Source organism: Klebsiella sp. 64, assembly GCF_018223915.1.
Taxonomy (GTDB): Bacteria; Pseudomonadota; Gammaproteobacteria; order Enterobacterales; family Enterobacteriaceae; genus Klebsiella; species Klebsiella pneumoniae.
This window is the reverse complement of record NZ_JAGRQZ010000005.1, coordinates 258,578-283,012: the sequence shown is the minus strand read 5'-3', so window position 1 is coordinate 283,012 and position 24,435 is coordinate 258,578. Positions and strand designations below refer to the sequence as shown.

23 protein-coding genes are annotated in these 24,435 nt (G+C 58.5%); 4 read left to right on the top strand and 19 right to left on the bottom strand.

Going from position 1 to position 24,435, the window contains the following annotated elements; genetic code table 11:
• Nucleotides 1–9: 9 nt before the first annotated feature.
• From glgA to asd, 5 genes are all read right to left on the bottom strand, one after another.
• Entirely contained in the window at nucleotides 10–1,443 is a 1,434-nt protein-coding gene (gene glgA, locus KHQ23_RS06905; RefSeq protein WP_002920564.1) for a glycogen synthase GlgA, read from the bottom strand.
• Nucleotides 1,443–2,738 carry a glucose-1-phosphate adenylyltransferase gene (glgC, locus tag KHQ23_RS06900; RefSeq protein WP_002920566.1) on the bottom strand — a complete coding sequence of 432 codons (1,296 nt, stop codon included), beginning with the start codon at nucleotides 2,736–2,738 and terminating at the stop codon, nucleotides 1,443–1,445. Before glgC ends, glgA begins: the two co-directional genes overlap by 1 nt.
• An 80-nt stretch (nucleotides 2,739–2,818) precedes the next feature.
• Nucleotides 2,819–4,795: a glycogen debranching protein GlgX gene (glgX, locus tag KHQ23_RS06895; protein ID WP_004174015.1), complete on the bottom strand. Its 1,977-nt coding sequence runs from the start codon at nucleotides 4,793–4,795 to the stop codon at nucleotides 2,819–2,821.
• On the bottom strand, nucleotides 4,792–6,978 hold the full coding sequence (gene glgB, locus KHQ23_RS06890; protein ID WP_004150069.1) for a 1,4-alpha-glucan branching enzyme: 2,187 nt from the start codon (nucleotides 6,976–6,978) through the stop codon (nucleotides 4,792–4,794). The genes glgX and glgB overlap by 4 nt, the downstream gene beginning before the upstream one ends.
• Before the next feature lie 238 nt (nucleotides 6,979–7,216).
• A complete protein-coding gene (asd, locus tag KHQ23_RS06885) occupies nucleotides 7,217–8,323 on the bottom strand; it encodes an aspartate-semialdehyde dehydrogenase (RefSeq protein ID WP_002920570.1) in 1,107 nt (368 codons plus the stop codon).
• A 103-nt stretch (nucleotides 8,324–8,426) separates the two neighbouring features.
• Here asd and KHQ23_RS06880 point away from each other — a divergent pair, with 103 nt between their 5' ends.
• Nucleotides 8,427–8,789: a hypothetical protein gene (locus KHQ23_RS06880; RefSeq protein WP_020804865.1), complete on the top strand. Its 363-nt coding sequence runs from the start codon at nucleotides 8,427–8,429 to the stop codon at nucleotides 8,787–8,789.
• Here the strand turns inward: KHQ23_RS06880 and gntU are convergent.
• From gntU to KHQ23_RS06855, 5 genes are all read right to left on the bottom strand, one after another.
• Nucleotides 8,786–10,126, bottom strand: a complete 1,341-nt coding sequence (gntU, locus tag KHQ23_RS06875; RefSeq protein ID WP_002920773.1) for a gluconate transporter — start codon at nucleotides 10,124–10,126, stop codon at nucleotides 8,786–8,788. The two genes, KHQ23_RS06880 and gntU, sit on opposite strands and share 4 nt — an antisense overlap.
• Nucleotides 10,126–10,656 (bottom strand): gluconokinase, encoded by a 531-nt coding sequence (gene gntK, locus KHQ23_RS06870; RefSeq protein ID WP_002920775.1) that lies wholly within the window; start codon nucleotides 10,654–10,656, stop codon nucleotides 10,126–10,128. Before gntK ends, gntU begins: the two co-directional genes overlap by 1 nt.
• A 180-nt stretch (nucleotides 10,657–10,836) precedes the next feature.
• Complete coding sequence (gene gntR / locus KHQ23_RS06865; RefSeq protein ID WP_002920777.1) at nucleotides 10,837–11,832, bottom strand: gluconate operon transcriptional repressor GntR; 996 nt, start codon at nucleotides 11,830–11,832, stop codon at nucleotides 10,837–10,839.
• 113 nt (nucleotides 11,833–11,945) lie between these two features.
• Nucleotides 11,946–12,641, bottom strand: a complete 696-nt coding sequence (locus KHQ23_RS06860) for a pirin family protein (RefSeq protein WP_002920779.1) — start codon at nucleotides 12,639–12,641, stop codon at nucleotides 11,946–11,948.
• Between the two features lie 121 nt (nucleotides 12,642–12,762).
• Nucleotides 12,763–13,800 carry an oxidoreductase gene (locus KHQ23_RS06855; protein WP_004174013.1) on the bottom strand — a complete coding sequence of 346 codons (1,038 nt, stop codon included), beginning with the start codon at nucleotides 13,798–13,800 and terminating at the stop codon, nucleotides 12,763–12,765.
• A 264-nt stretch (nucleotides 13,801–14,064) separates the two neighbouring features.
• Between KHQ23_RS06855 and KHQ23_RS06850 the strand changes: the two genes are divergently transcribed.
• Nucleotides 14,065–14,718 (top strand): polymer-forming cytoskeletal protein, encoded by a 654-nt coding sequence (locus KHQ23_RS06850; protein WP_004174012.1) that lies wholly within the window; start codon nucleotides 14,065–14,067, stop codon nucleotides 14,716–14,718.
• A gap of 228 nt (nucleotides 14,719–14,946) precedes the next feature.
• Entirely contained in the window at nucleotides 14,947–15,435 is a 489-nt protein-coding gene (yhhY, locus tag KHQ23_RS06845) for an N-acetyltransferase (RefSeq protein ID WP_004174011.1), read from the top strand.
• 89 nt (nucleotides 15,436–15,524) lie between these two features.
• Here the strand turns inward: yhhY and ggt are convergent, their stop codons facing one another.
• A complete protein-coding gene (gene ggt, locus KHQ23_RS06840) occupies nucleotides 15,525–17,270 on the bottom strand; it encodes a gamma-glutamyltransferase (protein WP_004150072.1) in 1,746 nt (581 codons plus the stop codon).
• A 123-nt stretch (nucleotides 17,271–17,393) separates the two neighbouring features.
• Between ggt and KHQ23_RS06835 the strand changes: the two genes are divergently transcribed.
• Nucleotides 17,394–17,714, top strand: coding sequence for a DUF2756 family protein (locus KHQ23_RS06835; RefSeq protein ID WP_004150073.1), 321 nt, complete (start codon nucleotides 17,394–17,396; stop codon nucleotides 17,712–17,714).
• Between the two features lie 23 nt (nucleotides 17,715–17,737).
• Here KHQ23_RS06835 and ugpQ read toward each other — a convergent pair whose 3' ends face one another.
• From ugpQ to livF, 8 genes are all read right to left on the bottom strand, one after another.
• Nucleotides 17,738–18,478: a glycerophosphodiester phosphodiesterase gene (gene ugpQ, locus KHQ23_RS06830; protein WP_004174010.1), complete on the bottom strand. Its 741-nt coding sequence runs from the start codon at nucleotides 18,476–18,478 to the stop codon at nucleotides 17,738–17,740.
• The gene (locus KHQ23_RS06825) at nucleotides 18,475–19,545 is read right to left on the bottom strand and encodes a sn-glycerol-3-phosphate import ATP-binding protein UgpC (RefSeq protein WP_004150074.1); all 1,071 of its coding nucleotides are present in this window, start codon (nucleotides 19,543–19,545) and stop codon (nucleotides 18,475–18,477) included. Before KHQ23_RS06825 ends, ugpQ begins: the two co-directional genes overlap by 4 nt.
• A gap of 1 nt (nucleotide 19,546) precedes the next feature.
• Nucleotides 19,547–20,392: a sn-glycerol-3-phosphate ABC transporter permease UgpE gene (gene ugpE, locus KHQ23_RS06820; protein WP_004174009.1), complete on the bottom strand. Its 846-nt coding sequence runs from the start codon at nucleotides 20,390–20,392 to the stop codon at nucleotides 19,547–19,549.
• Entirely contained in the window at nucleotides 20,389–21,276 is an 888-nt protein-coding gene (gene ugpA / locus KHQ23_RS06815) for a sn-glycerol-3-phosphate ABC transporter permease UgpA (RefSeq protein WP_002920792.1), read from the bottom strand. Before ugpA ends, ugpE begins: the two co-directional genes overlap by 4 nt.
• A gap of 106 nt (nucleotides 21,277–21,382) precedes the next feature.
• Nucleotides 21,383–22,699 carry a sn-glycerol-3-phosphate ABC transporter substrate-binding protein UgpB gene (gene ugpB / locus KHQ23_RS06810; RefSeq protein ID WP_004174008.1) on the bottom strand — a complete coding sequence of 439 codons (1,317 nt, stop codon included), beginning with the start codon at nucleotides 22,697–22,699 and terminating at the stop codon, nucleotides 21,383–21,385.
• A 272-nt stretch (nucleotides 22,700–22,971) separates the two neighbouring features.
• Nucleotides 22,972–23,340 carry a type II toxin-antitoxin system death-on-curing family toxin gene (locus tag KHQ23_RS06805; RefSeq protein WP_004174007.1) on the bottom strand — a complete coding sequence of 123 codons (369 nt, stop codon included), beginning with the start codon at nucleotides 23,338–23,340 and terminating at the stop codon, nucleotides 22,972–22,974.
• Entirely contained in the window at nucleotides 23,337–23,558 is a 222-nt protein-coding gene (locus KHQ23_RS06800) for a type II toxin-antitoxin system Phd/YefM family antitoxin (RefSeq protein WP_004174006.1), read from the bottom strand. Before KHQ23_RS06800 ends, KHQ23_RS06805 begins: the two co-directional genes overlap by 4 nt.
• A 163-nt stretch (nucleotides 23,559–23,721) precedes the next feature.
• Nucleotides 23,722–24,435, bottom strand: coding sequence for a high-affinity branched-chain amino acid ABC transporter ATP-binding protein LivF (gene livF, locus KHQ23_RS06795; RefSeq protein WP_211776805.1), 714 nt, complete (start codon nucleotides 24,433–24,435; stop codon nucleotides 23,722–23,724).

Here is a 24,435-nt window from a genome sequence, read left to right as displayed (position 1 = left end):
CTCCAGTGGTTACATCAAGCGTTGATAAAGTTCGCGATAGGAGTTCGCGGCAACCTGCCAGCTAAAATCCATATTCATCGCCTGACGCTGCACGTAGCGCCAGAGCGACGGGCGCGACCAGAGGACAAAGGCGCGACGGATAGCGCGCAGCAATGACAGCGCATTGCTGTCCTCAAAGACAAACCCTGTCGCCAGACCATCGGCCAGATTCTCCAGCGAACTGTCAGCGACGGTGTCCGCCAGACCGCCGGTGCGGCGCACCAGCGGCAGCGTCCCGTACTTCAGACCATACAGCTGGGTCAGGCCGCAGGGTTCAAAGCGGCTCGGGACCAGAATGACGTCGGCGCCGCCCATAATGCGGTGGGAGAAGGCCTCATGGTAGCCAATCTGCACACCCACTTTGCCCGGGTGTTCGGCGGCGGCGGCGAGGAAACCTTCCTGCAGCACCGGATCGCCGGCGCCCAGCAGCGCCAGCTGGCCGCCCTGCTCAAGCAGACCCGGCAGCGCTTCAAGCACCAGGTCCAGCCCTTTCTGGCTGGTAAGACGGCTGACGACGGCAAACAACGGCGCTTTATCATCGACCTTCAGGCCCATGGCAATCTGCAGCTGACGCTTGTTCTCCGCCTTCTCCTCCAGCGTGTCGCGATCGTAGCGCATCGGCAGCAGCAGATCGTTTTGCGGGCTCCAGATACCGTCGTCAACGCCGTTGAGAATTCCCGACAGCCGACCTTCATGATGGCGCTGGCGCAGCAGCCCCTCCATGCCGTAGGCGTACTGCGGCTCGGTGATCTCGCGCGCGTAGGTCGGGCTCACCGCCGTAATATGGTCGGCGTAGTAGAGGCCGGCCTTGAGAAACGAGATCTGCCCGTTAAACTCGAGGCCATGCATGTTATAGAACGACCAAGGCAGCTCAATGTCATTCATATGCCAGGAGTAAAACATCCCCTGGTACGCCAGGTTGTGCACGGTAAACACCGATTTAGCCGGGCGTCCGCGCGCCGCCAGGTAGGCCGGCGTCAGGCCGGCGTGCCAGTCATGGGCATGCACCACATCCGGGCGCCAGAACGGATCCAGTCCGCTGGCCATTTCACTTCCCACCCAGCCCAGCAGCGCAAAGCGCAGGACGTTGTCGGGATAAGCGTGCTGGTTGGTATCGTGGTAAGGGCTCCCCGGACGGTCATAGAGATGCGGGGCGTCTATCAGGTAGATCCCCACGCCGTTAAAGTGGCCGTACAGCAGCGTGATCCGCCCGGCGAAGGTATCCCGGCGGGTCACCACCTGGGCATCCACCACGCCGCGACGGATATCGGGAAACGCCGGCAACAGCACGCGCGTATCGATACCCTCCGCGATTTGCGCCGCCGGCAGTGCGCCGATGACGTCCGCCAGACCGCCCGTCTTTAACAGCGGGAACATCTCAGAACATACATGTAAGACCTGCATTAGCGCTCCTGTTTGTGCCCTAATTTCCGCAGCATGTCGCGGGTCACCAGCACGATACCTTCCTCTGAGCGATAGAAGCGGCGTGCATCCTCTTCCGCATTCTCACCAATCACCATTCCTTCCGGGATAACACAGGCGCGGTCAATCACGCAGCGACGCAGGCGGCATGAGCGCCCCACCCAGACATCTGGCAACAAGACTGCCGAATCAATGTTACAGAACGAATTCACCCGCACGCGCGGGAACAGCACCGACTGCACCACCACCGACCCGGAGATAATGCACCCCCCGGAAACCAGCGAGTTCAGGGTCATGCCGTGACTACCGGAGCGGTCCTGCACGAACTTCGCCGGCGGCAGCGATTCCATATGGGTGCGGATCGGCCAGTTCTGGTCGTACATATCCAGCTCCGGCGTGACTGACGCCAGATCGAGGTTAGCCTTCCAGTAGGCTTCCAGCGTCCCCACGTCGCGCCAGTAAGGTTCGGCGTTCGGGTCGGACTGCACACAGGAGAGCGGGAAAGGATGTGCATAAGCCATGCCAGCTTCGGTGATCTTCGGAATGATGTCTTTGCCGAAATCGTGGCTGGAGTTCTCGTTGCGATCGTCTTCTTCCAGCAGCTCATAAAGATAGGCGGCGTCAAAGACATAAATGCCCATGCTGGCCAGCGATTTGGTCGGGTCGGTCGGCATCGCCGGCGGGTTGGCGGGTTTCTCGACAAACTCAATGATTTTTTCGTTTTCGTCGACCGCCATGACGCCGAAGGCGGATGCCTCTTCAATGGGCACCGGCATGCAGGCCACGGTGCAACGCGCCCCTTTTTCGACATGGTCGATCAGCATGCGCGAGTAGTCCTGCTTATAAATATGGTCGCCCGCGAGGATCACCACGTACTCGGCCTTGTAGCGGCTGATGATATCCAGGTTCTGCGTCACCGCATCCGCCGTGCCGCGATACCAATTTTCGCCATGCACGCGCTGCTGAGCCGGCAGCAGATCGACAAACTCGTTCATCTCTTCGCTGAAGAACGACCAGCCGCGCTGGATGTGCTGCACCAGCGTGTGCGACTGATACTGGGTAATAACGCCGATGCGGCGGATCCCTGAGTTAATGCAGTTAGATAATGCGAAATCGATAATACGGAACTTGCCGCCAAAGTGAACGGCAGGTTTCGCACGCTTAATGGTGAGATCCTTCAGCCGGGTGCCACGCCCGCCCGCGAGGATCAACGCCACGGATTTGATGGGTAATTGACGCGCCAGCATCAGCGGATCGTTTTTTTCAAGCCTAACCATGATTAACTCCTTTTTACACCCCCGCTTTCCAGCTCATCCCGCCGCGCCGCCGCCACGGGTGCAACCGAAAGCTTCAGGGCTTACGACCTTTGAAATACGCACACTCCGTGCGCGGGCCCATGCCAGACAGCCATGATGACCGGATTATCCTCTCCGGCGAATGGAGGAACGGCGCGCCATTCCCCCTCGGGTAAAACCATATCCACCACCTCTGCGGTGGCGTTCAGCGTGAGCAGCCAGCGATCCGACAACTGGATCTGCATACACGCGGCCCCCTGCTGCCACTCCGCGGCAGTCAGGGGCTGGGCGTTGCGATTAAGCCAGCGGACGTTGCCATCCCCCTCCTGCCACCAGCGGTTGCGGGTGAGCGCCGGAATACGGCGCCGCAGGTGGATCAGCGCCGCGGTAAAGGCGGTTAATCCCGGGTTCGCCTGGCGCCAGTCCAGCCACGTCAGGGCGTTGTCCTGGCAGTAAGCATTATTGTTACCGTGCTGGCTGTGGCCCTGTTCATCGCCCGCCAGCAGCATTGGCGTCCCCTGAGCCAGCAGCAGCGTCGTCAGCAGCGCATGCGCGCTGGCGCGCCGCCGTTCAATCACCGCAAAATTCGCTTCTAATCCTTCTATACCATGATTGTTGCTGTAGTTATTGTTAGTCCCATCGCGATTCTCCTCCCCGTTTGCCTCATTGTGTTTCTGATTGAAACAAACGCAGTCGCGCAGCGTGAAGCCATCGTGGGCCGTCACCAGGTTGACCGTCGCCGATGGCGGTTTGCCATCGCGGGCAAAGAGATCGCTGGAGGCCGCGAAACGTTGGGCAAAATCCCCCAGGGAGACATTTTGCTGTAGCCAGAAGCGTCGGGCGCTATCGCGAAAATGGTCATTCCATTCAGCGAACAGCGGTGGGAAATTACCCACCTGATAGCCGCCCGGGCCGATATCCCAGGGTTCCGCAATCAGTTTCACCTGCGACAGCACGCTGTCGCGGCGGATAGCCTCAAACAGCGGCGCATCCTGGCGGAATTCCGGCGTCCGCCCCATCACTGAGGCGAGGTCGAAGCGAAAGCCGTCGACATGGCACTCATCCACCCAAAAGCGCAAACACTGGCGCGCCCACTCCACCACGCCGGGGTGGCTAAGATTGAGCGTATTACCGCACCCGGTCCAGTTGTGATAATCGCCATCCTCCCTTACCCAATAATAGCTACGGTTGTCGATTCCGCGCAGGGAGACGGTGGGCCCTTCGAGATCGATTTCCGCACTATGGTTGAGCACGATATCCAGAATCACTTCGATACCGGCGGCGTGCAGCGCCTTAACCGCATCGCGAAACTCATCCAGGGCGCGATCCGGGTCGCTGGCGTAGCGCGGATCCAGCGCGAACCACGCCAACGGGTTGTAGCCCCAGTAGTTGCTTAACCCCATCCGCTGCAGTCGCGGCTCGCTGGCGAACTGCGCCACCGGCAACAGCTCAAGGGCGCTGATGCCCAGCGATTTGAAGTAAGCGATCATCGCCGGGTGGCCCAGCGCTTTATAGGTTCCGCGAATGGCTTCCGGTAGCTGCGGATTAAGCAAGGTGAGCCCTTTCACGTGCGCTTCATAAATCACCGTTTCCCCCCATGGGGTACGCGGCGGTTTATCGCCACGCCAGTCATAGCGCAGATCCACCACCTGCGATTTTGGCGCGACCGCGGCGCTGTCGCGGCGATCGGGCTGCCACATGCCGCCGTGCAGGCGCTCATCGTCAGGCAGATCGCCCTCGACCCGGTGGGCGCTGGGATCGATCAACAGCTTGGCCGGGTTAAAGCGGTGCCCCTGCGCCGGGTCCCAGGGACCATGTACCCGATAGCCGTAGCGCAGGCCCGGCCCGGCGGCGGCCAGCCAGCCGTGCCAGATGTCGCCGCTGCGCGCCGGGAGATCGAAGCGTTGCTCGTTGCCCTGCTCGTCGAATACGCACAGCTCCACCCGCTCCGCATGGGCGGAGAAGAGGGCGAAATTCACCCCCTTGCCGTCATAGCTGGCGCCCAATGGCGCAGGTTTGCCTGCCGCGAGTGAGGTCATTGCGCCTCCCGGACCAGCCAGATCGTCGCCAGCGGGGGCAGGGTCAGCGACAGCGAATGTTCGCGGCCATGGCTGGCGATAGCGTCGCTTTCCACCACGCCGCCATTGCCCTGATTGCTGCCGTGATAGTGCATGGAGTCGGTATTTAGCGCCTCGCGCCAGCGGCCCGGCTGGTTAATGCCGAAGCGGTAGTCGTGGCGCGGCACCGGCGTGAAGTTGCTGGCGACGATAATCTCGTTGCCCGCCCGGTCACGGCGTACAAAGACAAACACCGAGCGCTCATGGTCGTCGACCACCAGCCATTCGAAGCCGTAGGGGTCAAAATCCAGCTCGTGCAGCGCTTTATGATGACGGTAGGTATGGTTCAGGTCGCGCACCAGCCGCTGGACGCCGTGGTGCCAGTTGTCGCCGCCCTCCAGCAGATGCCAGTCGAGGCTAACGTCATGGTTCCACTCGCGCCCCTGAGCGAACTCATTGCCCATAAACAGCAGCTTTTTCCCCGGGAAGGCGAACAGCCAGCCGTAGTAGGCGCGCAGGTTGGCGAACTTCTGCCAGGCATCGCCCGGCATGCGGTCGAGAATCGATTTTTTGCCGTGCACCACTTCATCGTGGGAGAGCGGCAGCACAAAATTCTCGGTGTAGTTGTAGAGCATGCCGAAGGTCATTTTGTCATGATGGTAGCGGCGATGCACCGGATCGAGCTTCATGTAATCCAGGGTGTCGTGCATCCAGCCGAGGTTCCATTTGAACCAGAAACCGAGGCCGCCGCCGGCTGGCGGACGGGTCACCCCGGCAAAATCGGTGGACTCTTCCGCCATGGTGACCGCGCCCGGCGTCTGTTCGCCAAGGATGCGGTTGGTGTTGCGCAGAAACTCAATGGCTTCCAGATTCTCCCGACCGCCGTATTCGTTGGGGATCCACTCTCCCGCCTTGCGGCTGTAATCGCGATAGATCATCGAGGCCACCGCGTCGACCCGCAGCGCATCGATGCCGAAGCGTTCGATCCAGTACAGCGCGTTACCCACCAGGTAGTTGCTGACTTCCCGACGTCCGTAGTTGTAGATCAGGGTATTCCAGTCCTGGTGATACCCCTCGCGCGGATCGCTGTGCTCATACAGCGAAGTGCCGTCAAACGAGGCAAGGGCAAAATCATCCGCCGGGAAGTGGCCGGGCACCCAGTCAAGAATGACGTTCAGCCCGGCGGCGTGCGCGGCATTGATAAAGTAACGGAAATCGTCGCGGGTGCCGAAGCGGCGGGTCGGCGCATAGAGCCCGGTGGGTTGGTAGCCCCAGCTGCCGTCGAACGGGTGCTCGTTAACCGGCAATAGTTCGAGATGGGTGAAGCCCATCCATTTCGCATAGGGCACCAGCTGGTCGGCCAGCTCGCGGTAGCTCAGCCAGAAATTATTATCGGTATGACGGCGCCAGGAGCCGAGATGCACTTCATAGATAGAGATCGGGGCATCAAACTGGTTCGCCGCTCTGCGGTCCGCTGGCTGTTCCACTTTGGGCGGCAGGTCGCAGATAAGCGAGGCGCTTTCCGGACGCATTTGCGACTCAAAGGCGTAAGGGTCGGCTTTGACCCGCAGATTGCCGTGGGCGTCAATCAGTTCGAATTTATACAGCTGGCCATTATGCGCGCCGGGAACGAACAGCTCCCAGATCCCGGACTCTTTGCGGAATCGCATCGGGTGGCGACGGCCATCCCAGTAGTTAAACTGCCCCACCACCGATACGCGGCGGGCGTTCGGCGCCCACACCGAGAAACGGGTACCGGTGACGCCGTCCATGGTGGCAGCGTGCGCGCCCAGCGTTTCGTAAGGGCGCAGGTGGGTCCCTTCCGACAGCAGCCAGACGTCAAGGTCCTGCAACAGCGGACCAAAGCGATAAGGGTCATCGATCAGATTCTGCTGCCCGTGCCAGGTGACGGCCAGCTGATAGCGAAAAGCGTTTTTACGCCGCGGCAGGACGCCGCTGAAGAAACCACGCGAGTCGAGACATTCGAGCTTGCCGACTTTGCGTCCGGTTTTCGGTTCAATAACCCACACGTCGGTGGCATCGGGTAATAATGCGCGCACTTCCAGCCCGGCGTCAGTACGGTGCATGCCGAGCACGGAAAAGGGATCCGCGAAATGACCGGCGATTAGCGCATTAATCACGTCTCTATCAATATGATTAGACATGCTTTCATCCTGTTGTAAGTGTCGCTCATTCCTGTAACTGGCGACTTTTTTTGACCTGAACGGCGCAGTGCTCTCAGCATCCTCCTGCTCCGTCCCACCTTCAGGTAAGGAATTCCTTACTTAAAGCATAGCCAAGGCTGAGTTACCTCCGTGGGGAAAAATCTATCATCCGCGTTTACTCCTTGTATTACGCAAAAAAAAAGGGGGCTTGAAGACCCCCTTTCTGTTCATCCTGGGCTTACGCCAGCTGGCGAAGCATCCGGCGCAGCGGCTCCGCGGCGCCCCACAGCAGCTGGTCGCCAACGGTAAAGGCCGATAGATACTCCGGCCCCATATTCAGTTTACGCAGGCGTCCTACCGGGGTGGTCAGGGTGCCCGTCACCGCGGCTGGGGTCAGCTCGCGCATGGTAATCTCACGATCGTTCGGTACCACTTTGGCCCACGGGTTGTGCGCGGCCAGCAGCTCCTCAACGGTCGGGATAGAAACATCTTTCTTCAGCTTGATGGTAAACGCCTGGCTGTGGCAGCGCAGCGCGCCAACGCGAACGCAGAGGCCATCTACCGGGATAACGGACGAGGTGGCGAGGATCTTGTTGGTCTCCGCCTGGCCTTTCCACTCTTCGCGGCTCTGACCGTTATCCAGCTGTTTGTCGATCCACGGGATCAGGCTGCCCGCCAGCGGTACGCCAAAGTTATCGACCGGCAGCTCGCCGCTGCGGGTCAGCGACGTCACTTTGCGCTCAATATCCAGGATGGCGGAAGCCGGGTCCGCCAGCTCCGCGGCCACATGATTATGCAGCTGCCCCATCTGGCTCAGCAGCTCGCGCATATGACGCGCGCCGCCGCCGGAAGCCGCCTGGTACGTCGCCACGCTGACCCACTCCACCAGATCCTGAGCAAACAGGCCGCCGAGGGACATCAGCATCAGGCTGACGGTGCAGTTGCCGCCGACAAAGGTTTTCACGCCGTTGTTCAGGCCGGCGGTGATCACATCCTGGTTAACCGGGTCGAGGATAATGATCGCATCGTCCTTCATGCGCAGCGAAGAAGCCGCGTCAATCCAGTAACCCTGCCAGCCGCTTGCGCGCAGCTTCGGGTAAATCTCGTTGGTGTAATCGCCGCCCTGGCACGTGACAATAATGTCCAGCGCCTTCAGCGCGTCCAGATCGAACGCATCCTGCAGCGTGCCACCGGTGCTACCGCCGAATGACGGCGCTGGCTGTCCCAGCTGGGAGGTAGAGAAGAACACCGGGCGAATGGCGTCGAAATCGCGCTCTTCAACCATGCGTTGCATGAGAACAGAGCCGACCATTCCGCGCCAGCCGATAAAACCAACATTTTTCATAACGTATTCCTGCGAGGTGTGTGCTGTTTGTGCCTGGCCAGTTTCCAACTGGATTATCCCTCACCTTACAAAATGCAGCTAAAGTCGCAAGTGAAATTAATCAATGATTGCTGAACAATCAGAAAAGCAACTTATCCTGCACATTGTCCACCGTCGCTGGTCGTCGTCAAAAGCGCAACGATTATCGGGGAAAACCCCCGGGGAATGGAATATTTTCCGTCGCTATTTTATTGATCCTGATTATGGATTAAGCGTGAAATCTGGTGCTTTTCCGCTTGCCAAAAAAAAGCGACAAACCCAGTCACAGCAAGGGCTGACGAGGGATACGAGCATCGTCGTAGCGCTAATAAGGGCCAATAGCTGGCAAGGAAAAGAGGGAAAAAGGGCGGCTTATTGCAAAGAAGCCAGGGTAAGCAGCGTTACCCTGGCTTTTTATTTCCCACGAGCGGGAGATGAGCGGGCTTAGCTCAGCAGCTGGAAGGCGATCATACCGACAATCGCCCCGGTGGTGCCAAGGATGGTTTCCATCATGGTCCAGGTCTTCAGCGTCTGGGCTTCACTGGCGCCGGTAAATTTACCGAACAGCCAGAAGCCGGCGTCGTTCACGTGGCTTACCACAATCGAGCCGCCGGCGATACAGATAGACAATGCCGCCATCTGCGCGCCGCTGTAGTTCAGCTGCTCAATCACCGGCATCACCAGGCCGACCGCCGTCAGGCACGCCACGGTGGCAGAGCCCTGAATGATACGCACCGCCGCCGCCAGTACGAAGCAGGTAATAGCGATCGGCAGCCCCATTCCGGTCAGCGCTTCACCAAGCGCCGGGCCAACGCCGGAGTCAACCAGCACCTGCTTGAAGACGCCGCCAGCCCCGATCACCAGCAGAATAATCCCGGCCGGCTGCAGCGCGTGGCCGCAAATCTCCATCACCCGGTCTTTCGCCATTCCCTGACGTACCGCCAGACCGTAAATCGCCACCAGGCAGGCCACCAGGATCGCGGTGAACGGGTGGCCGATAAACTCGAACCATTCGTAGGCAGTGGAACCCACCGGCACAAAGCGCGCGGCGATGGTTTTCAGGCCAACCAGCACCAGCGGCAGCAGGATCAGCGCCAGGCTGAAGCCGAAGGAGGGCATTTTGCCTTCGCCGAGATGCGGTTCCGTGACGTCGTCAGGAATATGCAATTCGACGTAGCGGCTGATGAAGTTGCCCCATAGCGGACCGGCGATAATCATCCCCGGAATGGCCGCACACAGGCCAATCAGGATCATCCAGCCAAAGTCGGCGTGCATTTGCGACGCCAGCAGCATCGGCGCCGGTCCAGGCAACAGAAACGCCGCGGCGGCGGCAACGCCGGCAAACAGCGGGATCACCAGCTTCACGAGGTTAGTACCGGTATGGCGCGCCATCGAGAAGGCGACGCTAATCAGCAGTACGATCGCCACTTCGAAGAACAGCGGCAGCGCGCAGATGAGACCGGCGAGACCAATCGCATAGTGCGCGCGATTGTGGCCAAAGGATTTGAGCATCTTGACGGCAATCTGATCGACCGCCCCCGTTTCATGCAGGATCTTACCGAACATCGCGCCGAGCGCGACGACGATCGCCAGGAAGCCCAGCGTACCGCCCATCCCTTTCTCCATCGTCGCCGCGATTTTATCCAGCGGCATGCCGGAGAAGAGGCCGGCGCCAATAGAAACCACCATCAAAGCCACGAAGGCGTGCATTCGCGCCTTCATGACTAAAAACAGCAGCAGCAATACCGAGCCGACTGCTGTTAAAACAAGCGTTAAAGTACTCACTAGTGACTGCCTTTGTTGATCACCTCGATGGTGCTGGCCACCACGCCTTCCAGCGGCTGGTCGATATCGACGATAAGCACATCGCTCTCGTCGGCGCCTGGTTCCTGCAGCGTTTCAAACTGCGTCACCAACATTTGGGTTTTAAAGAAGTGCCCTTTACGCGCCTTCAGACGGCTTTCGATCACGTCGAAATCGCCTTTCAGGTAGATGAAGGAGAGGTTCGGGTTGCCCTTGCGCAGAATGTCGCGATAGCTCTTCTTCAGCGCCGAGCAGACGATCAGCGACACCTTGTTGGTACGCTGCATGGCGAACGCGGCGTCATTTAGCGCCTGCAGCCACGGCGTGCGGTCGTCATCGTTGAGCGGCTCGCCGGAGGCCATCTTGGTGATATTGCTGCGCGGATGGAGAAAGTCGCCGTCAAGAAACGCGGCATGCAGTTGATGCGCCACTTCGCTGGCGACAGCGGATTTTCCGCTGCCGGAAACGCCCATCAGGACATAGACGTGGTGATCATGGTTAGTCGTGCTCAAAGCGTCCTCCCACTGGACTGGTACGCCGCGCCGGGGCTGACTCATCCAGCGCGAAGGCGGCGTATCGGTTAATTGTTACGGGTAACTGTTATCGGTAACATTGTCATGCCGGACCTGTGGAGAAGCAATATCCATTCGTGCCAGATGTGAATATGTGTGATCTACTTCAAACTTGTCAGTTTAAATTGATCCGCCCGGTGACAATGTGAAACCTAAATCTAACATCTTAGGGGTAATCGCTTCACCACGAATGCGCGCCAGCAGCCGTTCGGCGCCGATGCGCCCCATTCGCTCGCGCGGGGTCAGGACGCTGGCCAGCCGCGGCTCCATCACCTGGCCGATATCATGGCCGTGGAACCCGGCGATCGCCATATCATCGGGTATCTTCAGCCCCAGACGCTGGCACTCGAACGCCGCGCCGACCGCGAGGTCATCGTTGGTGCAGAAGATGCCGTCGAGCTGCGGATATTCGCGGCGCGCCTGGCGCATCAGCTCAATCCCCGAAGAATAGGACGAGGATTGCTCCACCATCACGCTGTAGGGCGTCATCCCGGCGTCAAGCATCGCCTGCTCGTACCCCTTCTGTTTGATGATAGTACGTTCATCAAGACGCGCCCCCAGATAGGCGACATGGCGATGGCCGCGGGCGATGATCGCCGCGGTCATCTGCCGGGCGGCTTCAAAGTTATCAAACCCGACGGCAATATCGAGACACGGCGACCGGCTGTCCATCAGCTCCACCACCGGAATGCCGGCGACTTCGATCATCTTCAGGGTGCGCGGCGTATGGGTGCGTTCGGTGAGGATCAGGCCATCAATGTTCCAGGAGAGCATCGATTCGAGGCGTTTCTCTTCCATTTCCGGCTTATAGCCGTAGTGCGCCAGCATGGTTTGATAGCCGAAGGCGTCGGTGACGCTTTCGATACCGCGCAGTACTTCCGAAAAGACCTGATTGGTTAACGACGGCAGCAGCACGCCGATGGCGCGGCTGGTGGCGTTGGAAAGAATGTCAGGGGCGCGATTGGGAATATAACCCAGTTCATCGAGGGCAACGGCAATCTTGCCACGCAGCGCTTCGGAGACCTGCTCCGGGTTGCGTAAATAGCGACTGACCGTCATTTTGGTCACGCCGACAAGATCGGCTACATCCTGAAGTACGGGTCTTTTCTTTTTCATCGTCCTGACTGTGATCAACGGGAAACATTTTCTCAGTTTATCACGGACAAAGCGCAACCTTCCCTAACATGAGGGAAGGCTGCGCAATTTATTTAACCTGGCTCAGATAACTATCAAACCGGCGGCAGATCGAACAGCAGGATCTCGCTATCGCTGTCGGCATGAACCGAAATCGCCTGCTCGTCCCAGATGGCCAAACCGTCGCTGGTGGTGGCTTTGGTACCGTTGATGGTCACTTCGCCTTTGACCACCTGGATCCACACGCGGCGTTCCGCGGCAATCTGGTGAACCGACTGCTCATCTTTCAGCAGCGCCCAGCGATAGAGTTCCATATCCTGGTACACCTTCAGCGAGCCATCTCGCGCATCCGGCGACAGCACCAGCTGTTTGCCCTGGGCGGCGTCGAAGCGGCGCTGCTCGTAGCGCGGGGTAATGCCGGTTTCTTCCGGAATAATCCAGATCTGATACAGACGCAGACGATCGGTTTTGCTCGGGTTGTACTCAGAGTGGCGCACCCCGGTACCCGCGCTCATGATCTGGAACTCGCCCGCCGGCACCTGCTCTTTGTTGCCCATGCTGTCCTGGTGCTCCACCGCCCCTTCCAGCACATAGGTCAGGATCTCCATGTCTTTGTGCGGGTGGGTACCGAAGCCCTGACCGGCGTCGATGACGTCGTCGTTAATCACCCGCAGGGCCGAGAAGCCCATAAAGTTCGGGTCATAATAGTTGGCGAAAGAGAAAGTATGCCAGGAATCCAGCCAGCCATGGTTAGCGTGGCCACGTTCGTTCGCTTTGCGTAAATAGATCATGTTGCACCCCCGTATGTTGTCGATGGAGTCAGTGTGGACCCATTTCGCCGGCGATCATAGAGGGTGAAAATTGACTCCTCTGTTCAAAAAATATGAACAAGCGCAGAAGAGCCAATTTGACTTATCGGGTAAGGGTAATGGTGGCCGGTGAAGGCTGCTCAAAGCCGCGCTGCAGGATCTCCATATTGGTGAGAACGTCAGTTTCCTTGACGTAATTCGGCTGGCCGTTGACGAGGGTGTCGTACAGCGCGTCGTACACCCGACCATAATCGCCGCTCTCCAGCGGCACCGCTTCGCGCACCATCTCCCCTGCCTCGTTGACATACACCAGCTCGCCAACGCTGTCGTCCGCGCCAAATCCCGGCTCGCCCGGCATGATATTGGCCTTCAGGCTGGTCTCCTGCTGGTCAATGCCGTACTTCACAAACGAACCTTTGTGCCCGTGAACGATAAATTTCGGGTAATCGATCTGCACCAGATGGCTGGTCTTAACGATGGCCTTCATATCGCCGTAGAACAGCTGGGCTTCAAAGGTGTCATCCGGGTTGGCTTTATTGCGCAGCGAGCGCAGATCGTAAGAGACATGGTCCGGGCGGCCGAACAACGAAATGATCTGATCCAGGGTATGCACGCCAAGGCCATAGAACTCGCCGTTTTGCGGACCGCCGGGGTTGGTCTCCGCCAGCGGGCGGTAGTTATCGAAATGGCTTTCGATCTCCACCAGTTCGCCGAGTTTCCCGCTCTCAATCACCTTTTTGGTGGTCAGGAAGCAGGAGTCGAAACGGCGGTTCTGATAGGGCGTCACCGTCAGGCCTTTGCTGTTCGCCAGGGCAAACAGAGTTTTTGCTTCCTCCAGCGTCGGGGTGAACGGCTTTTCCACCAGCACGTTTTTTCCTGCCTCCAGCGCCTTTTTCGCATATTCAAAATGGCTGTCGGCGTGAGTGCAGACCACCACCAGCTTGACCAGTGGATCGTTTAATACTTCTTCAAGGTCGCTGGTGAAATGAATATGGGAATACTGCGGCGCCTGCTCCTCGGGCTTCGCCCGGCGGCGGTAAATGTGCGCTACCTGCCAGCGGTCTTTGCGGTGCAAAACGTAAGGAAGGTGATAGCGGGTGGTGCTTTTACCAAAGCCAATAAATGCGCAGTGCAGAGTCATAACGCTGTCCTTAGTTAATGAGCTACCTTCAACCATAGCGCAAGCCGGTCCCTCACTTCATCCTCTCTGTTTGCTTGCAGTGAAGATTCGTTAGGAAAATAGTTCGAGTATCACTCATACGTAATTATTAATAACTTATTGATTAATAAGTGATTAAATCAGCAGTTTTCGGCAAAAAACCTTGATCGCCATGGCAAAACTGCGGATAAGTGGAGAGCAAACCAGGAGGTTGCTGATGACTAACGGAGTAGCCAGCCGCTGCTGATGGACAAACAGTATCTCGCCATAAACGGCGCCCTTTTTTTCTGGCTTCTCGCGCTGATCGCCTGGTCTGTCGATGCAAGCGCGCTGGCGCGCCTGGCGGCCGCCTGCGCGCTTATCGCTTTCCTCCTCCATAGCCAACGGAACAAGATTAACGCGATGTTTATTAAGAAAAATAAAACGGAACCTCTGATATCAGAAGCAGCCACGCCTCCGGCAATTAACCCAGAACCCGAAGCGGTCGCCAGCAAAAAACACGAGACTACGGTCATCGCCAGCGGGGTGCATTTCGTCGGCAATATAGTCGCCAGCGGCCATGTCTATATCCACGGTCAGGTCACCGGCAACATTGAGGCCAAAGAGCATTTGATTAAGGTAATGCGTGAAGGCCAGGTGGAGGGCAACGTCAGCTGCCGGGAGCTAATAATTGACGGCAAGGTGCAGGGCCAGTGTCATGGCGACAGCATCACCATCGAGGAGCACGGCCATCTGGAGGGTACCCTCGCCTATCGCGCGCTGGCGATCAAGAAAGGCGGCGTTTTTAGCGGTCGCGCTGAAATGCTGGCCGCCGCGGAGAACAAAAGTCATATTCTCGGTCTGGTAGCAGACGCACCCTCCAAAACCGACGCGGAGCCCGTCAGGCCGCAGAGCGCCTGAGATAGCAGCAAAAAAAAAAGCCAGCACCCGGCTGGCTAAAGTAATACTGGAAGCAATGTGAGCAATGTCGTGCTTTCAGGCTTTCCGCAAGGGTCTCCCTGAATGCAGGACAATAATAATCATTCTCATTCGCACTTGTCTACTTTTTTTTGCAAATAATGCGTGTTGACTCGAACGCCGTAGTCAGTGATGTTTAAAGGGACTTTTCACCTGAATGAGGAACAAGGAATGAGTGACATCGTGATACGCCATGCTGAACCGAAAGATATTGACGCGATTCGTCAAATTCACGCCCAGCCGGAGGTGTATCACAACACGCTACAGGTCCCTCATCCATCCGAACATATGTGGCGGGAGCGGCTAACCGATACGCCCGGCGTGAAGCAGCTGGTGGCCTGTATCGATGAGCAAGTTGTCGGCCATTTAAGCATTGCCGTCGTCCAACGTCCCCGCCGTAGCCACGTCGCCGATTTTGGTGTCAGCGTGGATTCGCGCTGGCACAACCGCGGCGTCGCCAGCGCGCTGATGCGCGAGATGATCGACCTGTGCGACAACTGGCTGCGCGTCGAGCGTATTGAGCTGACGGTGTTCGCCGATAATGCCCCGGCGATTGCGGTGTATAAGAAGTACGGCTTTGAGATCGAAGGCACCGGCAGGCGTTACGCGCTGCGCAACGGTGAGTATGTGGATGCGTATTATATGGCGAGAATGAAGTAGCGTGTTGCCGGGTGGCGGCTTCGCCTTACCCGGCCTGCGTTCGCACAGTTGTAGGCCCGGTAAGCGCAGCAGCGCCACCGGGCAACACATCAATACCCCGCCGTTAAATCATCCGGCGAACGCGGATCGGAGGCGCCATACAGCATGCCGTCCGGTCCCACCATGATGCTCTGGGTACTGCCCATCGCCTCTTTCAGCGCCACTTTCTGCCCCTTCGCCTCCAGCAGCTTGAGGGTATCCGGGCTAAAGCCTTTCTCCACCCGCAGCTCATCCGGCAGCCATTGATGGTGGAAACGCGGCGCGTTGGTGGCTTCCGCGACGTTCATCCCGAAATCGATGGTATTGACCACCATCTGCAGTACGGTGGTGATGATCCGACTGCCGCCCGGGCTGCCGGTCACCAGCCAGGTTTTGCCATCTTTCACCACAATGGTCGGCGACATTGACGACAGCGGGCGTTTTTTCGGCTCCACCGCATTGGCGTCGCCGCCCACCAGACCATAGACGTTAGGCACGCCGGGCTTCGCCGAGAAATCATCCATCTGGTTATTGAGCAGAATGCCGGAATCACCGGCCACAATGCCGGTACCGAAGGTGGTATTCAGCGTATAGGTCACCGCCACCGCATTGCCGTCTTTATCGACCACCGAGAAGTGGGTGGTCTGGTTGCTTTCATAGGGCGCCAGCTTGCCCGGACGGATCTGGCTGGAAGGCTTCGCCTTGTTGACATCAATCTCGGCGGCGATCGCTTTGGCGTAAGCCTTGCTGGTCAGCGCCTGCCACGGCACGTTGACGAAGTCAGGATCGCCGAGATATTCGGAACGGTCGGCATAGGCATGTTTCTCCGCCTCCGCCATCACCTGCATGGCGTCGGCGCTGCCAAAACCATATTTCTGCATATCGAAGTTTTCGAGGATATTGAGGATCTGCACGATATGGATCCCGCCGGAGGACGGCGGCGGCATAGAGTAAACCTCATACCCGCGATACTCGCCGCTAACCGGCGTACGCTCCACAGCCTTATAGCCGGCGAGATCGGCTTTGGTGATTAGCCCGCCGTGCTTTTTCATCTCGTCAGCGATCTGGTCGGCGATGGCCCCTTTATAGAAGGCGTCCGGGCCGTGCTCGGCAATCAGCTCCAGGCTCTTACCGAGGTTCTTCTGCACCAGCCGATCGCCCTTTTTCAGCGGCTCGCCGTTCTTCCAGAAGATCGCTTTACTATTTTCATGCTGCGGGATCACTTCGCTGCCGTAGGTCTTCAGATCGTCCGCCAGCGCATCGTTAACGATAAACCCCTCTTCCGCCAGCTTAATCGCCGGACGGATCACTTTGTTCAACGGCATGGTGCCATACTTTTCCAGCGCGAGGGAGAAACCGGCGACGCTGCCTGGCGTGCCGGAGGCCAGATGCGAAGTCAGTGATTTTTTACTGTCCGGGTTGCCCTGGTCGTCAAGGAACATGTCGCGGGTGGCCTGCTCTGGCGCCATTTCGCGGAAATCGATCGCCGTGGTCTTGCCGTCTTTAGTCCGCAGCATCATAAAACCGCCACCGCCAATATTCCCGGCCTGCGGATGGGTGACCGCCAGCGCGTAGCCTACCGCTACCGCCGCATCGACAGCGTTACCGCCCTGGCGCAGGATATCCACGCCGACGCGGGTCGCCAGCGCGTCCACCGAGGCCACCATCCCCTGCCGGGCGCGTACCGGGTGGAACACATCTTCCTCTACGCCATAAGAGACCGGCGGCGGCGGTGGCGGATTGGCGGCGACGGTAAAGCTGCCCCCCGCCAGCAACGCAGCGATGACCACCTGACGCCATATTGTTGTTTTTATCATTGTCTTACTCCTGAAAGGTAGGTTTCATTCCCCGCTTAAGCCTGGTTGATAACTCCTAAAAAATCATTGTTATGGCAGATTCGAGGTACACTTAAGTGATCCCACGCACGGGAGGAGAAAACCATGAAAGCGATTCTGTTTCTGGCGGCGCTGATGCCGCTTGGCGTATTAGCCCAGCCGATCAATATTAATAACAACCCTAACCAGCCGGGTTACGTGGTCCCCAGCCAGCAGCGCATGCAAAATGAGATGAAGATCCAGCAACAGCAGCAGCAGAGCATGCTGAAGCAGGATCTGAACAATCAGACCCGCTCGCAGCAGCAGCATTTGCAAAACCAGCTGCAGACTAATCAGCAGCGCGCGGCCCAGGGCGGCAATCTGAATGCGCCGCAGCAGGTGCGGCCAAATAACAACGGTGGGATGCTGCGGCAGACTAATCCGTAAAGATCGTCCGCCGCAAATCCGTCTTAAGGCTGGAAATTCGGCCCGATGACATCAATGGCATCGGTGCAGATGCAGTCTACGCCCCAGCGCAGCAGTTCGGCGGCGCGCTGGGGTTTATTGACCGTGTACACCAGAATGTGCAGGCCGGCCTGTTTCAGGCTCGCCACCCGCGCCGCATCCAGCAGTTTGTGATTGAGGTGAATCGACACGCAGCCCAACCGGGTGGTCAATTCGCGCCAGTCATCGCGCCACTCATCCAGCAGCAGCCCGCGCGGCAGCTCGGGCGCGGCTTCCTGCGCCGCCTCCAGGGCGTCGATTTCAAAAGAGGAGAGCAGCGGCGCGGTCATGCCTTGCCATAGATCGCGCGCGGCCAGCGCCACCACTTTCCCGGTCTGCGGCCCCAGCCCGGTGGTCGGCTTAATTTCGATATTCGCCATCATGCCGTGACGACGGCAGCGCTCCGCCACCTGGGAGAGCAACGGCAGCGGCTCGCCCTTAAATTCACGGCTGAACCAGCTACCGGCATCGACCTTCAGCAGATCGTCCCACGCCAGCTCGCCCGCCACGCCCCAGCCATTGCTGGTGCGTTCGAGATTATCGTCATGCAGCAGAAAGATCTGCCCGTCCTTCGACAGCTTGGCGTCAAATTCAATCATCGTGTGCCCGTAGCGGGCGCCGACGTCGATAGCCGCCAGGGTGTTCTCCGGCGCCAGTTTACCGCCGCCGCGATGGGCGACGATGCGGGGATAAGGCCAGTTACTCATGCGCGTTGTCCTGTTTCACCATCAAAGAGGTGCAGATGTTCCAAAGGCAGATGCAGCCATAGCGTGCTGCCTGCCGCCGGGCGCTGCTGGTGCGGCAGTCTGACCACCAGCTTCTGTTCGCCCCAGCGCCCGTGAGCGAGGTTATCGGCACCTAAAATTTCCAGGGTGTCCATCAGCAGCGGAATGCCGCCTTGCGCCTGCGAGCTTAAGATAAAATGCTCCGGACGGATACCGAGCGTCATTTTACGCCCAGCGTGGCGCCGGTGCTCATGATTCGTCGGCAGCTGCATGCCGCCCGCCAGCTCAAAGCGACCGCCGTCATCGCTGATGCGCCCTTCCAGCAGGTTCATGGCCGGGCTGCCGATAAAGCTCGCCACAAAGCGGCTGGCTGGCTTCTCATACACTTCCACCGGGGTGCCGATCTGCTCGGCAACGCCTTTGTTCATCACCATCACCCGCTGGGCGAGGGTCATCGCCTCCACCTGGTCATGGGTGACGTACAGCGAGGTGGTTTTCAGGCGGCGATGCAGCTGCTGCAATTCCAGACGCATCTGCACGCGCAGCTTGGCGTCGAGATTTGACAACGGTTCGTCGAAGAGGAATACCGCCGGGTCACGCACGATAGCGCGGCCCATCGCCACGCGCTGGCGCTGACCGCCGGACAGTTCCCGCGGGCGGCGCTTGAGCAGACCATCCAGCTCAAGAATGCGCGCCGCCTCCTGCACCCGCTCGGCGATCAATCCCTTACCCATGCCGCGAATCTTCAGCCCCCACGCCATGTTCTCTTCCACGCTCATATGCGGATAAAGGGCATAGTTCTGGAACACCATCGCGATGCCGCGATCTTTCGGCTCCATCTCGGTCACCCGTTTGCGATCGATCCAGATATCGCCGCTGGTCACCCGTTCAAGTCCGGCGACCATCCGCAGCAGCGTTGATTTCCCGCAGCCCGACGGGCCGACCATGACGATAAATTCCCCGTCCGCCACGTCCAGCGTCAACGGTTGAATTACCTGGGTTTTGCCATCCCAGCTTTTGCTTACTGCCTGTAGTTTTAAACCAGCCATTTTATTTCTCACTATCGACCAGGCCGCGCACAAACGCGCGCTGCATGGCTAAAACGATGACGACCGGCGGGATCAGGGTCAGCAGCATCGCCGCCATCACCTGATTCCACTGGGTAGTACCTTCGCCGGTGGCGATCATGCCTTTAATACCGGCGACGGCGGTGCCAAGATTCACATCCTGAATAATCAGCAACGGCCATAGATACTGGTTCCAGCCGTAGATAAAGGTGATGACGAACAGCGCGGCGAGGTTGGTTTTCGACAGCGGCAGCACGATGTCGCGAAAGAAGCGCATCGGCGAAGCGCCATCGATACGCGCCGCTTCAATCAGCTCGTCCGGCAGGGTCATAAAGAACTGGCGGAACAGGAAGGTAGCGGTGGCCGAAGCCATCAACGGCAGCGTTAACCCGGCATAGCTGTCGAGCATGTTGAGGTTGGCGATCACCTCCACCGTCGGGAAAATACGCACCTCGACCGGCAGCATCAGGGTGATAAAGATCATCCAGAAGAACAGGTTACGCAGCGGAAAGCGGAACCAGACGATAGCGAACGCCGAAAGCATCGACACCACGATTTTGCCGACCGTAATGGCGAACGCCATGATGAAGCTGTTGAGCATCATCAGCCAGAACGGCGCGCTGTTGACGCCGACGCCGTTCACCCAAATGGTCTTCATGTTCTCCAGCAGATGGCTACCGGGGATCAGCGTCATCGGCGTTTCAAATACCGATTTGTTATCCAGCGTCGCCGCCACGAAGGCGACGTACAGCGGGAATAAAATGACGGCGATACCCAGGATCAGCATGGTGTGGCTGAAAATCGTCAGCCCGCGACGGTTCTCAATCATTGGTAACGCACCTTACTTTCAACGTAACGGAACTGCACCACCGTCAGGATAATGACGAGGAACATCAGCACCACCGACTGCGCGGCGGAAGCGGATAGATCGAGCCCGGCGAAACCTTCGCGATAGATTTTGTAGATCAGAGTGGTGGTCGCCTGCACCGGGCCGCCAGCGGTGGCGGCATCGATCACCGGGAAGGTGTCGAAGAAGGCATAAACCAGGTTGACCACCAGCAGGAAGAAACTCACCGGCGCAATCAGCGGCAGCGCCAGCTTAAAGAAGCGTCGAATCGGCCCGGCGCCGTCGATGGCGGCGGCCTCAACCAGCGAACGCGGAATCGACTGCAGCGCGGCGAAGAAGAACAGGAAGTTGTAGCTTATCTGCTTCCACACCGAGGCGAAGACCACCAGAAACATCGCCTGGCCGCTGTTCTGCGCATGGTTCCAGTCATAGCCCAGCTCGCCGAGGAAATGGGTGATCAGCCCGCGCCCGGGGTTAAAGAGGAAGATCCACAGCACCGCCGCGACGGCGGGGGCCACGGCGTACGGCAGCAGCATCAGCGTTTGATAAAAGCGGCTGCCGCGCACCACATAGTCGACCAGCGCGGCGAAAAACAGTGAAATGAGCAGGCCGCTGACGGTCACCAGGGCGCTAAATTTTATGGTGGTCCAGAACGAGTCCAGGTAGTACGGATCGTGGAACAGCGCAACGAAGTTATCCAGGCCGACGAACTGGCTGGAAAGGCCAAAGGGATCGACGCTCTGCAGCGAGTACCACAGCGCTTCGCCTGCGGGCCAGATAAAGAAAATCAACGTGATAATCAGCTGCGGCGCGACCAGCACATAGGGCAGCCAGCGCGAGCGGAATACCGGACGGGATGATGACATTGAGATTGGGTTCCTGAACAATGCCGGGTGGCGGCTACGCCTTACCCGGCCTACATAGGGCACATCGTAGGCCCGGTAAGCGCAGCGCCACCGGGCAAGTTACAGATTACGATTTGGTCGCTTGCTCGAAGCGACGCAGCAGCTGGTTTCCGCGCTGCACGGCGGAATCCAGCGCCTGCTGCGGGGTTTTCTTGCCGGTCCACACGCTCTCCAGCTCTTCATCGACGATGGTGCGGATTTGCGGCATGTTGCCCAGGCGCAGACCTTTGGTGAACGGCAACGGCGGCTTGTTCAGCATCTGGCGGGTAGCGATATCGGCGCCCGGGTTCTTATCATAGAAGCCCTGCTGACGCGTCAGATCGTAGGCCGCGGTAGTGATCGGCAGGTAGCCGGTTTTCTGGTGCCACTCGGCGGCGTTTTCCGGTTTGGTCAGGAAGTCGAGGAACTTCGCCACGCCGGTGTAGGTCTCTTTGTCTTTGCCCTGCATCACCCACAGGCTGGCCCCGCCGATGATGGCGTTCTGCGGCGCGCCTTTCACGTCGGCATCGTAAGGCATCATGCCGACGCCGTAGTTAAATTTGGCGTACTGGCGGATATCGGCCAGCGATCCGGACGAGGCAGTGGTAATGGCGCAGTCGCCGTTATAGAACTTTTCGGTAGACTCGTCTTTACGCCCGAAGTAGCTGAAATCGCCCTTCTTGTTCATCTCTTCGAGCAGCGCGATATGCTTCACCTGCTCCGGCTTGTTGAACTCAAGAACCGCGTCGGTACCGTCGAAGCCGTTATTCTTCGTGGCCACCGGCAGACCGTGCCAGGCGCTGAAGTTTTCAATCTGGATCCAGCCCTGCCAGCCGCTGGCGTAGCCGCACTTCATCCCGGCGGCTTTCAGCTTCGCGGTATAGGCCGCCAGATCCTGCCAGGTCTTCGGCGGCTGCTCCGGATCTAAGCCGGCTTTTTTGAAGGCGTCTTTGTTGTAGTAGAGCACCGGGGTAGAGCTGTTAAACGGCTGGGAGAGCAGATGGCCGGTTTTCGAATCGGTGTAATACCCGGCCACCGTCGGTACGAACTGCGATTCATCAAACTTGATGCCCGCCTCGCTAAACACCTGGTAGACCGGCTTAATGGCTTTTGACGCCATCATGGTGGCGGTGCCGACTTCATACACCTGCAGGATAGCCGGCGCGTTGCCGGTACGGAAGGCGGCGATACCGGCGCTCAGGCTCTGCTCGTAGTTGCCTTTGTATACCGGAACGATTTTGTAATCAGGATTGGCCGCGTTAAAGCGTTGCGCCAGAGAATCCACTTCTTTACCCAGCTCGCCTTCCATTGAGTGCCAGAATGGGATGGTGGTAACCGCCAGGGCCTGACCGGCAAAAGCCAGGCTCAGCGCCAGTCCTAAAGCTGTATGTCGTAACGATATCATCGGTTATCTCTCTTGTTGTGCCGGATGCGCGATTTCACGCGTTTTATGCTCGCGGGGTAACATGACATGTTCGAATTACAGAAAAATAACTTTTTTATTACAAAAAAAAGATAGTAACGGGTCAGAGAGATGACAAGCCGATGAAAGGACGGGGGAAGTAAAGTGGGAGCTGAGACACGGATAATATTCGTGCGGTCGGCTCCCGGGGTCGGCGCAAGCGCCTCGCCCGGGCTACAAACCGGCGAAGCCGCCGGGTTGCAACGAGTTAACCGTCATCCACGCAAACGCGCGACAATCTGTTCCAGGGTAAGTTGCCCTGCTGCTGCCTCGACGGTCATGCCGACGAAGTCTGGATTCGCCGGCAATATAATTCCATTTCGCTTTAAAAAAAGCAGGGTGATAAACAGTGCCGTACGCTTATTACCATCATTAAATATATGACCGCGAGAAATCGCCAGCAGATGCATCGCAGCGAGTCGCCACACGTCTGTCACACCTTCATATTCAATTTTGTTTAGCACCCTATACATTATCGCTTCGGCACGCCCCAGATCGGGCATACCGGCAACGCCAGGCGTGACGCGGAGCAGCCTGTCGTGAAACTGTATTATCTCTTCCGCTGAGATAATCTGCAGCGTCATTTATCCGCAAGCTCCCTGATCTCATCACCATGAACCGCCATGATAGCCGCGAACTCATCATCCATTCTGGCCGCCTGGTAGCGTTCAAACTCTTCTGCACTAATGATGACTGCAGATTTATGCCCACGACGGGTAATGGTCACAGGTACACCTGTCACTGCGCTTTCCAGCACATCGGCCAGATTTTGCCGGGCTTCGCTATAGTTAACCGTTCTCATAAAAACCTCCAAAGCTGTACTCTTTTATTGTACAACATACATGTACAAAAAAAGAGCCAACAGGCTCTTTTAAATGTATTCTTGCGATCGGCTCCCGGGGTCGGCGCAAGCGCCTCGCCCGGGCTACAACCCGGCGAAGTGAACGACGCCGGGTTGCGATGAATTAACCGCCGAGATAGGCGCTGCGCACCGCCTCGTTGGCCAACAGCGCGTCGCCAGTGTCCTCCAGCACCACGTGGCCGTTCTCCAGCACATAGCCGCGGTCGGCCAGCTTCAGCGCCTGGTTGGCGTTCTGCTCAACCAGGAAGATCGTCATCCCTTGCTCGCGCAGCTGCTCGATGGTGTCGAAAATCTGCTGAATGATAATCGGCGCCAGCCCCAGCGACGGTTCATCCAGCAGCAGCAGGCGCGGTTGGCTCATCAGGGCGCGACCGATCGCCAGCATCTGCTGCTCGCCGCCGGACATGGTGCCGGCGCGCTGAATACGGCGTTCATGCAGACGCGGGAACAGCTCATACACCCATTTGATGCGGGTCTGGAACTGATCGCGGTCGGCAAAAAAACCGCCCATCGCCAGGTTCTCTTCCACCGTCATACGCGAAAAGACGCGCCGCCCTTCCGGAACGATCGCCACCGCCTCGCGCATGATCTTCGCGGTTTGCCAGTCGGTAATATCCTTACCGTCAAAGACAATGCGCCCGCTGGAGGAGCGCGGGTCGCCGCACAGCGTGCCGAGCAGGGTGGTTTTCCCCGCGCCGTTGGCGCCGATAAGCGTGACGATCTCGCCCTGTTTGATATGCAGGCTGACGTTGTGCAGCGCCTGAATCTTGCCGTAGTGGGCGCTGACGTTGTCAAAAGTTAACATCGCGTTTTCCAT